General features: G+C 70.0%; 9 protein-coding genes. 4 read left to right on the top strand and 5 right to left on the bottom strand.

Annotated elements, in window-relative coordinates:
* Window positions 1-200 precede the first annotated feature (200 nt).
* Window positions 201-1,097, bottom strand: a complete 897-nt coding sequence (locus tag JWP65_RS12990; protein WP_299764352.1) for a dienelactone hydrolase family protein — start codon at window positions 1,095-1,097, stop codon at window positions 201-203.
* Between the two features lie 66 nt (window positions 1,098-1,163).
* Between JWP65_RS12990 and JWP65_RS12985 the strand changes: the two genes are divergently transcribed.
* Entirely contained in the window at window positions 1,164-1,382 is a 219-nt protein-coding gene (locus tag JWP65_RS12985; protein WP_299764354.1) for a 4-oxalocrotonate tautomerase, read from the top strand.
* Between the two features lie 4 nt (window positions 1,383-1,386).
* Here JWP65_RS12985 and JWP65_RS12980 read toward each other — a convergent pair whose 3' ends face one another.
* The 3 genes from JWP65_RS12980 to JWP65_RS12970 are packed head-to-tail and all read right to left on the bottom strand — an operon-like array spanning window position 1,387 to window position 5,149.
* A complete protein-coding gene (locus tag JWP65_RS12980; RefSeq protein ID WP_299764350.1) occupies window positions 1,387-3,606 on the bottom strand; it encodes a xanthine dehydrogenase family protein molybdopterin-binding subunit in 2,220 nt (739 codons plus the stop codon).
* Window positions 3,606-4,601, bottom strand: coding sequence for a xanthine dehydrogenase family protein subunit M (locus JWP65_RS12975; RefSeq protein ID WP_299764349.1), 996 nt, complete (start codon window positions 4,599-4,601; stop codon window positions 3,606-3,608). Before JWP65_RS12975 ends, JWP65_RS12980 begins: the two co-directional genes overlap by 1 nt.
* Window positions 4,598-5,149 (bottom strand): 2Fe-2S iron-sulfur cluster-binding protein, encoded by a 552-nt coding sequence (locus tag JWP65_RS12970; RefSeq protein ID WP_299764347.1) that lies wholly within the window; start codon window positions 5,147-5,149, stop codon window positions 4,598-4,600. Before JWP65_RS12970 ends, JWP65_RS12975 begins: the two co-directional genes overlap by 4 nt.
* Window positions 5,150-5,270: 121 nt before the next feature.
* Between JWP65_RS12970 and JWP65_RS12965 the strand changes: the two genes are divergently transcribed.
* A complete protein-coding gene (locus tag JWP65_RS12965) occupies window positions 5,271-5,558 on the top strand; it encodes an I78 family peptidase inhibitor (RefSeq protein ID WP_299764345.1) in 288 nt (95 codons plus the stop codon).
* Between the two features lie 78 nt (window positions 5,559-5,636).
* On the opposite strand, the gene polA is transcribed toward JWP65_RS12965, so the two are convergent.
* Window positions 5,637-8,462: a DNA polymerase I gene (gene polA, locus JWP65_RS12960; protein WP_299764343.1), complete on the bottom strand. Its 2,826-nt coding sequence runs from the start codon at window positions 8,460-8,462 to the stop codon at window positions 5,637-5,639.
* 47 nt (window positions 8,463-8,509) lie between these two features.
* On the opposite strand from polA, the gene JWP65_RS12955 reads away from it, so the two are divergent.
* A complete protein-coding gene (locus JWP65_RS12955) occupies window positions 8,510-8,824 on the top strand; it encodes a hypothetical protein (RefSeq protein WP_299764341.1) in 315 nt (104 codons plus the stop codon).
* The coding region (locus tag JWP65_RS12950) for a homoserine kinase (RefSeq protein WP_299764339.1) at window positions 8,824-9,640 on the top strand (817 nt) is incomplete at its 3' end. The genes JWP65_RS12955 and JWP65_RS12950, both read left to right, overlap by 1 nt.

Raw genomic sequence — 9,640 nt, 5'->3', positions numbered from 1 at the left:
GCGGCCAGGCTCAGCAGGTGCTGCTCCGCCGGCCCGCGTGATTTCGGGCCGGCGCCGGGCAACCAGCCCAGGCGCATGAGGGCGGCGGCAAGCCAGACGCTGCCGATGCCGGCCGTGAGCGTGGCGAAGAGGATGGCGATCAGTGTCACGAACGAAAAGCCGCCCCGGGGGGCGGCTCCTTTGGTGGGGTCCGGCGCCGCTTACGCCACGCCGTGCTGGCGGAACCACTCCAGTGCGCGCTTGAAACCGTCCGCGGCCGGGCCCTGGCGAAAGCTGGGGCGGTAGTCGGCGTGGAAGGCATGCGGCGCATCGGGGTAGACCACGAATTGCGAAGCCCGGGCGGCGGGGGAGCCGGTCGCCAAGGCAGCCTTCATCTTATCAACCGTGTCAAGCGGGATGCCGGTGTCGGCCGCGCCGTACAGGCCCAGCACCGGCGCCCTCAGGCCGGCCGCCACGTCCGCCGGATGGCGGGGCGTGAACTCGCCGGGGGCGCCGACCAGGCGGCCGTACCAGGCCACGCCGGCCTTGACGGGCCGGTGGGCCGCGTACAGCCAGGTGATTCGGCCACCCCAGCAAAAGCCGGTGACGCCGGCCTTGGAGACGTCGCCGCCGTTGTCCGCCGCCCAGCGCAGCGCGCCGTCGAGGTCGGCCATGACCTGGGCGTCCGGCACCTTGGAGACGACCTCGCTCATCAGCTTGGCCATCTCGCCGTACGAGGTGGGATCGCCCTGGCGCGCATACAGCTCGGGGGCGATGGCCAGGTAGCCGGCGCGGGCGAAACGGCGGGCGGTGTCGGCGATGTATTCGTGCACGCCGAAGATCTCCTGGATCACCAGCACCACCGGCAGCCCGGTCCGGCCGGCCGGCGCCGCGCGGTAGGCCGGAACCTTGAAGCCGTCGACTTCGTACGTCACCTCGCCCGCGGCCAGGCCGTCGGACGACGTGCGAATCGCCGTCTGCGCCATCAGCGGCGCCGCCGCGGCGGCATAGCCCACGCCCAGCGCCGCCTTCAGAGCGGTGCGCCGGGTGGCGCCCTGTTCGGTGAAACCACCCGGGAGCAGGGAATCGAATTGGGCCTTCAGGTCGTCGCGCAGCATGCGTTCTCCGTTGTTCGTCGCAGGTGCGCAGTCTAGTGCGGCCCGGCCGCGGCGGCACAATGCGAGCTGTTTTTCAACCAAGGAGATCCCATGCCCACGATCCGAGTCGACCTGTTCGAAGGCCGCACCCCCGAGCAGAAGAAGAACCTGGTCAAGGGCATCACGCAAGCCTGCGTCGACGCGCTGGGCAGCAAGCCCGAAAACGTCGACGTGATCCTCAACGACGTCAAGCGGTCCGACTGGGCGACCGGCGGGGAACTGCATTCGGAGCCGAAAAAGAGTTGAGGTTCTACGGCAGTCCCGGCAGCAGCTTGTCCAGCGTGATCGGGAAATCGCGCACCCGCACCCCGCAGGCGTTGTAGACCGCGTTGGCCAGGGCGCCGGCGGCGCCGCTGATGCCCAGTTCACCCAGCCCCTTGATCTTCAACGGGTTGGCCTTGTCGTCGACCTCCGGCAGCAGCACCACCTCCAGCGCCGGGATGTCGGCGTGCACCGGCACGTGGTATTCGGCGATGTCGTGGTTGGCGAAGAAGCCGTGGCGCGGATCGATCGCCGCCGCTTCGTGCAGCGCAGCGCCCACGCCCCAGATCATCCCGCCCAGCAACTGCGAGCGGGCCGTCTTCTCGTTGAGGATGCGGCCGGCGGCGAACACGCCGAGCATGCGGCGCAGCCGCACCTCGCCGCTGTCGCTGTCCACCGCCACCTCGGCGAAGAAAGCGCCGTACGACTGCTGCGAGTACGCCTTGGCCATCGCGCCCGGCCTGATTTCGCCGTCCGCCTCCATGCCCTCCGGGCCGGCCAGCTTCGCCAGCGACGCGCTCTTGCCGCCGCCGCGCACGTGGCCGTCCCCGAAATCGGCGTGCGCCGGATCGATGCCGGCAGACTGGGCGAACTTCGTGCGCAGTTTCTCGCAGGCGTCGTACAACGCCGAGCCGGCGCTGGCCGCGCCGAATGAACCGCCCGAGCCGGCCGTGGGCGGGAAGTCGCTGTCGCCCAGCTCCATGCGCACCTGCTCCACCGGCAGGCCCAGCATTTCGGCGGCGACCTGGGTGAACACGGTGTAGCTGCCGGTGCCGATGTCGGTCATGGACATGCGCGCCACCAGCACGCCGTCGGCGCCCAGGCACACCTTGCACTTGGACGGCTGCAGCTTGTTGCCGCGCGACGCCGAGGCCATCCCCATGCCGACCAGCCAGCGTCCTTCGCGCACCTGCGCCGGCCGCGCGTTGCGACTGTCCCAGCCGAAGCGGCGCGCACCCTCGTGCAGGCACTGCGCCAGCTGGCGGGAGGAGAACGGCACGTGCTTTTCCGGATCCTGCTGCGGCTCGTTCTTCAGCCGCAGCACCAGCGGGTCCATGCCCAGCGCCTCGGCCAGTTCGTCCATCGCGCATTCCAGCGTCAACATGCCCACCGCCTCGCCCGGCGAGCGGCACGAGTCGGCCACCGGCAGGTCGAGCTTGACGTGGCGCTGGCGCGTGAAGCGGTGGGCGCCGGCGTACAGCGAGCGGGTGGCGGCCACCACCGGCTCCAGGTAATTGTCAAAACGCGCGCAGTGCGACCACGATTCGTGCGAGATCGCCTGCAGCGTGCCGTCGGCAGCGGCGCCGAGCCTGAGCTGCTGCACCGTGTCGGTCCGGTGGCTGGTCAGATGAAACATCTGCTGGCGCGTCAGCGCCGTCTTGACCGGCCGCTGGAGCTGGCGCGACGCCAGCACCGACAGGATCACTTCGGCGTGGATCGGCAGCTTGCCGCCAAAGCCACCGCCGATGAAGCGGCTGACCACCCGCACCTTCTCCTGGGGGATCTGCAAGGTGTTGGCCACGCATTTTTGCGCGCTCTCCAGCAGCTGCGAGGAACAGTGCACGGTCACCCGCTCGCCTTCCCACCAGGCCAGCGCCGCATGCGGCTCCATCTGGGCGTGGATGTGGACCGGTGTCGTGTACTGCAGGTCGACCCGCACGGCGGCGGCCGTGAAGGATTGAGCGAAGTCGCCGTTGGCGCTGTCCGGCTCCTCGTCATCGCCCGGCTTGTCGGCCGCTGCCAGGTTGTGCTGCAGCTGGAAGGCGCCGTCCTCGGGGTCGTACTCCACCCGCACCAGCTGCGCGGCGCTGCGGGCCTGTTCCAGCGTCTGCGCCACCACGAAGGCAACCGGTTCGCCGTAGTGCGCGATGCGGTCGTCGGCCAGGCAGGGCTTGGCCCGGGCGAAGCGGTCGTCCATCTCCAGCGGGCCCCAGGGCGCCTGCTTGGGCACATTGCGGTGCGTCATCACCAGCAGCACGCCGGGCGCGCGTTCGGCCGCGGTGGCATCGACGCTGCGCACGCGGCCACGGGCGATGGTCGCCTCGACGATCCAGCCATACGCGGGCGGCTCACCGTGGCGCACTTCGTAGGCGTAGGGGGCGGCGCCGGCCACTTTCTGCGGACCGTCCACGCGGTCCAGGGCGCGGCCGATCTGGCCATGGCGGTTTTCGTCGAGCGCGTTCGGCGGCGCCGGCCGGTTCATCTCCATCAGGGGGTCCCTCGCGGCTGGCAAGCCTGCGCCAGCACGCCGGCCAGCACCCGCCGCACCAGCGGAATCTTGAAGTCGTTGTGGCCATGGCCGCGCGCGCCCCGCAGCACGGCGTCGCCGGCGGCATTGAAGGCTTGCTCGCCGAGCTTGGCGTCGCGCAGCGCATCTTCGGCGGCCGGCGCGCGCCAGGGCTTGTGCGCCAGGCCGCCGAATGCCAGGCGGGCAGCCCGCACCACGCCATCGCCAGCATCGACGATCGCCGCCAGCGACACCAGCGCGAAGGCATAGGAAGCGCGGTCGCGCACCTTGCGGTAGACCTGCCGCCCCGGCGGCGGCGGTGGCAGCAACACCGAGGTGATGAACTCGCCGTGTCGCAGCGTCGTCTCGATGTCCGGCGTGTCGCCCGGCAGGCGGTGGAAGTCCGCGATGGGGATCACGCGGCCGGCCCCGTCGCCGGCGACGGTCTCCACCTGCGCATCCAGCACCCGCATCGCCACCGCCATGTCGGACGGGTGGGTGGCAATGCAGTGCTCGCTCGCGCCCAGCACGGCGTGGTTGCGGTTGAAGCCGCCGATTGCCGAACAGCCGCTGCCGGGCGCGCGCTTGTTGCACGGTTTGGACGGGTCGTAGAAGTAGTAGCAGCGGGTGCGCTGCAGCAGGTTGCCGCCGGTGGTGGCCTTGTTGCGCAGTTGGCCGGAGGCGCCGGCCAGCAGCGCCCGGCTCAACACCGGATAGCGTTCGCGCACGCGGGCGTCGGCCGCCAGGTCGGCGTTGCGCACCAGCGTGCCGATGCGCAGTCCGCCCTCGGCGGTGTCCTCGATGCGATCCAGGTCCAGCCGGTTGACGTCCACCACCAGCGCCGGCGCCTCGATGCGAAGCTTCATCAGGTCCAGCAGGTTGGTACCGCCGGCGATGAACCTGGCGTCGGATCGGGCCGCCACCAGTTGCGCGGCTTGCGCCGGGCTGGTCGCGCGTTCGTAGGCGAAGGCTTTCATCCGGCCTGCCCTACTTCCAGGATGGCATCGACGATGTTCGGGTAGGCGCTGCAGCGGCACAGGTTGCCGCTCATGCGCTCGCGAATCTCGTCCGCGTGCAGCAGCGGCGCCGCGGCCAGGTCGTCGGTGACATGGCTGGGCATGCCGTCCCGCAACTCCCGCAGCATGCCGGCGGCAGAGCAGATCTGGCCCGGCGTGCAATAGCCGCACTGCAAGCCGTCGTGCTTGACGAAGGCGGCCTGCAGCGGATGCAGGCTGCGTTGCTGGCCGAGGCCTTCGATGGTGGTGACCTGCTGGCCGTCGTGCATCACTGCAAGGCTCAGGCAGGCGTTGATGCGGCGGCCGTCCACCAGCACCGTGCAGGCGCCGCACTGGCCATGATCGCAGCCTTTCTTGCTGCCGGCCAGCTGCAGGTGTTCGCGCAGCGCGTCCAACAGCGTGGTGCGGCTGTCCAGGGTGAGGTCGTGCGCGGCGCCGTTGACGTCCAGGCGCACCTGCAGCAGCTGGGGCGCGGGCTCGCCCGCCGGCGGATTGTTGGATGGAGCCATCCTGCCAGTGTCGGGGCTGCGCAACGTGCCGGTTTGCCGGTGGCGAACCCACGCGCAGGTCGGCCGCCTCCTACGGCTTGCCAGGCAGGACGCGCCCTAGAATGGCCGCAGCCCTGTTGCCATGCGCCCTACCCTCCTGCTTTCCACCTTGTTCGCGGCCTGCCTGGCCTGCGCCTGCGCACAGCAGCAGGCGACGCCGGTGCCCGGCACCTGCAACGCGCAGGCGGCGCAGTTCGCGGTGGGCTACATCTTCACCGACGCGCTGGTGGACGAGGTGCGCCGCCGCAGCGGCGCCAAGCTGGCGCGCGTGGTCCGCCCCGGGCGAGCCGTCACCATGGACTTCAGCGCCGAGCGGGTGAACCTGGAGATCGAGGCCGGCAACCGGGTGGCGAAAGTGCGCTGCGGTTGAAGGCCTCGATCGCGGGTCGAGCCCGCAACGACATGCTGTTTCGTGGTCCCGCGCCCGCCCCGGAACCATGCTCCGTGTTCAGTGCGCCTGGTCCCAGTTCGGCCCGACACCCAGCTCCGCCAGCAACGGCACCTTCAACTCCGCCACGCCCGCCATCAGCCGCGGAATTTCGGTGGTCAGCCACTCGACTTCGTCCTGCGGCACCTCGAACACAAGTTCGTCGTGCACCTGCATGATCATCTTGGTCTTGCGGTTGTCGCGGTCCAGCACCTGCTGCACCTTCACCATGGCCAGCTTGATCAGGTCGGCCGCCGTGCCTTGCATGGGCGCGTTGATGGCCTGGCGCTCGGCGCCGCCGCGGCGCGGGCCATTGGGTGAGTTGATCTCGGGCAGGTACAGGCGGCGGCCGAACACCGTCTCGACATAGCCGCGGCTCTTGGCCGACAGCCGCGTCTCGTCCATGTAGTTCTTCACGCCCGGGTAGCGCTGGAAATAACGATCGATGTAGCTCTTGGCCGCTGCGGTCTCGATGCCCAGGTTGCGCGCCAGCCCGAACGCGCTCATGCCGTAGATCAGGCCGAAGTTGATCACCTTGGCATAGCGCCGCTGCTCGCTCGAGACCTGGTCCAGCGGCAGGCCGAAGACTTCCGAGGCGGTGGCGCGGTGCACGTCGACGTTGTCGCGGAAGGCCCGCAGCAGCGCCTCGTCCTCGCTGATGTGCGCCATGATGCGCAGCTCGATCTGGCTGTAGTCGGCGCTGGCAATGCAGCAGCCCGGCGGCGCCACGAAGGCTTCGCGCACGCGCCGGCCTTCGGTGGTGCGGATCGGGATGTTCTGCAGGTTGGGCTCGTTGCTGGACAGGCGCCCGGTCACCGCCACCGCCTGCGCGTAGTGCGTGTGGACCCGGCCGGTGCGCGGATGGGCCAGCTGCGCCAGCTTGTCGGTGTAAGTGCCCTTGAGCTTGGACAGGCCGCGATGCTCCAGCAGCTTGGCCGGCAGCGGATAGTCTTCCGCCAGCTTTTCCAGCACTTCTTCGTCGGTGCTCGGCGCGCCGCTGGCCGTCTTCTTGGCCACCGGCAGGCCCAGCTTGGTGAACAGCACTTCGCCGATCTGCTTGGGGCTGCCCAGGTTGAACGGCTGGCCGGCCAGCTCGTGCGCCTCGCGTTCCAGCTGCATGATGCGGGTGCCCAGCTCGTGGCTTTGCTGCGCCAGCGCCTGGCCGTCGATTAGCACGCCGTTGCGCTCGATCCGGTACAGCACCTCGCTGGACTGCATCTCCAGGTCGTAGATGAAGCGCAGCCGGCTGTCGCGCTCCAGCTTGGGCCACAGCGCCAGGTGCACGTCCAGCGTCTGGTCGGAGTCTTCGCAGGAATACTCGGCCGCCTTGTCGACTGGCACCTGGTTGAAGGTGATCTGGTGCACGCCCTTGCCGGCCACCGTTTCATAGTCGATGCCGGTGCGGCCCAGGTGGCGCTCTGCCAGGCTGGCCAGCCCGTGCGGCTTGTGCACTTCCAGCACGTAGCTCTCCAGCATGGTGTCGTGGACGTAGCCGCGCACCTCGATGCCGTGGTTGGCGAACACGTGGCGGTCGTACTTGACGTGCTGGCCCAGCTTCTTCTTTTCGGGGTCTTCCAGCCAGCCTTGCAGGCGCTGCAGCACCTCGTCGCGCGGCAACTGGTCGGGCGCGCCCTGGGAGTCGTGCGCCAGCGGGATGTAGGCCGCCAAGCCGGGCTCGGTGCTGAACGACAGGCCGACGATCTCGGCCCGCATCTCGTCCAGCGAGGTGGTCTCGGTGTCGAGCGCGACCAGCCCAGCCGCCTCGATCCGCTGCTCCCAGGTGGCGAACTGCTCCCAGGTGAAGATGGTTTCGTAGTGCAGCGTGCTGGCTTGCGACAGGCCCGACAGGTCGGGTTCGTCGAACAGCCCCGGCGCCGCGGGCTGGCCGGCCACGCGCGTGCGCTTGGCGTGCTCGGCCACCAGTTCGGGCTGGACGTCGTGTTCTTCCAGCTGCTTGACCAGGCCCTTGAAGCCGTAGCGCTCGTAGAAGGCCTTGAGCGGCTCGACGTCCTGGCCGCCGATCACGATGTCTTCCAGCGCCGGCAGGCCGGGGATATGGTCCTTCAGGTCGCAGTTGGTGCGCACGGTGAGCAGCTCGCGGCCCTTGGGCAGCCAGTCCAGCGCCTTGCGCAGGTTCTCGCCGACGGCGCCCTTGACCTCGTGCGCCCTTTCCACCAGGGCGTCGAGCGAGCCGTACTGCAGCAGCAGCTTGACCGCCGTCTTGGGGCCGACCTTGGCCACGCCCGGCACGTTGTCGACCGTGTCGCCGACCAGCGTCTGGTAGTCAACCATCAGCCGCGGCGGCACGCCGAACTCGGCCTCCACGCCCTTGACGTCGCGGGTGCGGTCGTTCATCGTGTCGATCACGGTCACGCGCTCGTTGACCAGCTGCGACAGATCCTTGTCGCCGCTGGAGATGATGGTGCTGATGCCCTGCCCGGTGGCCATGCAGGCCAGCGTGCCGATCACGTCGTCGGCCTCGACGCCGGGCACGTTCAGCACCTTCCAGCCCAGCAGGCGCACCACCTCGTGGATGGCCGGGATCTGCGCGCGCAGATCGTCCGGCATCGGCGAGCGCGTCGCCTTGTACTCGGGATAGACGTCGTCGCGGAAGGTCTTGCCGGGGGCGTCGAAGACGCAGACGGCGTAGTCGGCGCGGATGTCGCGCCGCAGCTTCGTCATCATGTTGATCATGCCGCGGATGGCGCCGGTGGCCGGGCTGGACGGGTCGCCCGGCACCGCCCGCAGGTCGGGCATCGCGTGGAATGCGCGGTACAGGTAGCTGGAGCCGTCGACCAGCAGCAGGATCTTGGGTTCAGGGGTGGGTACTGCGTCGGTCTCGTCCATGGTGCGGCATTGTGCCTGCGGGCCCCGACCCCCCTACAATCGGGCCCATGCGTTTGCTCCTGCCGCTCCTTGCCCTCCTTGCCTGCGGCGCCGCCGCGGCGCAGGCCCCGCTCGACCGCGGCCCGGAGCTCGATCCGCGCAAGAACCAGAAGATCGAGCGCATCCGCACCGAGGACGGCGGCAACCGCATCGAGGAAGTGCGCGTCGGCGGCGAAACCCAGAGCATCACGGTGCAGCCCAAGGCGGCGGTGCCGCCTTACGAGATGCAGCCCAACGACCTGGCGCGCAGCCGCCCCGCCGAGCGCCGCGAAGGGCTGTCCGGCGGCGGCAGCCAGCGGGTCTGGAACCTCCTGGCCTTCTGATGGCGGTCTTCACCGAAGTCTCGCAGGCCGAGGCGGGCGCGCTGCTGCGCGCGCTGCGGCTGGGTGAGCTGCGCGCGCTGCGCGGCATCCAGGGCGGCATCGAGAACACCAACTACTTCGTCACCGCCGAGCAGGACGGGCAGGTCCACGACTATGTCCTGACGCTGTTCGAGCGGCTGACGGCGCAGCAGCTGCCGTTCTACCTGCACCTGATGAAGCACCTGGCCCGGCACGGCATCCCGGTGCCGGACCCGGCGGGCGACGCCAGCGGCGACATCCTGCACCAGGTTTGCGGCAAGCCCGCCGCGGTGGTCAACCGGCTGGCCGGCCACAGCGAGCTGGCGCCGACGCCGCAACACTGCGCCGAAGTGGGGGCGATGCTGGCGCGGATGCACCTGGCGGCGCGCGACTACGGGCGCAGCCAGCCCAACCTGCGTGGCCTGCCCTGGTGGAACGAGACGGTGCCGGTGGTGCTGCCGTTCCTGGAGCCGGCGCAGGCCGCCTTGCTGCGCAGCGAGCTGGCCTTCCAGAACCACGTGGCGGCCGGCGCCACCTACGCGGCGCTGCCGCGCGGGCCCATCCACGCCGACCTGTTCCGCGACAACGTGATGTTCGAGCACGGCCGCCTGACCGGCTTTTTCGACTTCTACTTCGCCGGCGTCGACAGCTGGCTGTTCGACATCGCGGTCTGCCTGAACGACTGGGCCATCGACCTGGCCACCGGCGCCAGCGACCCCGGGCGCGCTGCCGCCTTCCTGCGCGGCTACGCCACTGTGCGGCCGCTGGCCGCGGCCGAGCGGCAGCTGCTGCCGGCCA

This window comes from Ramlibacter sp. (assembly GCF_028292805.1).
Taxonomy (GTDB): domain Bacteria; phylum Pseudomonadota; class Gammaproteobacteria; order Burkholderiales; family Burkholderiaceae_C; genus Ramlibacter.
The sequence above is the reverse complement of the archived record's forward strand: the minus strand, read 5'-3'. Positions and strand labels throughout refer to the sequence as shown.

Excerpts from the sequence above, each read along its gene's own strand:
- polA (WP_299764343.1), bottom strand. The coding sequence starts at position 8,462 with ATGGACGAGACCGACGCAGTACCCACCCCTGAACCCAAGATCCTGCTG.
- JWP65_RS12970 (WP_299764347.1), bottom strand. The coding sequence starts at position 5,149 with ATGGCTCCATCCAACAATCCGCCGGCGGGCGAGCCCGCGCCCCAGCTG.
- JWP65_RS12980 (WP_299764350.1), bottom strand. The coding sequence starts at position 3,606 with ATGGAGATGAACCGGCCGGCGCCGCCGAACGCGCTCGACGAAAACCGC.
- JWP65_RS12965 (WP_299764345.1), top strand. The coding sequence starts at position 5,271 with ATGCGCCCTACCCTCCTGCTTTCCACCTTGTTCGCGGCCTGCCTGGCC.
- JWP65_RS12955 (WP_299764341.1), top strand. The coding sequence starts at position 8,510 with ATGCGTTTGCTCCTGCCGCTCCTTGCCCTCCTTGCCTGCGGCGCCGCC.
- JWP65_RS12990 (WP_299764352.1), bottom strand. The coding sequence starts at position 1,097 with ATGCTGCGCGACGACCTGAAGGCCCAATTCGATTCCCTGCTCCCGGGT.
- JWP65_RS12975 (WP_299764349.1), bottom strand. The coding sequence starts at position 4,601 with ATGAAAGCCTTCGCCTACGAACGCGCGACCAGCCCGGCGCAAGCCGCG.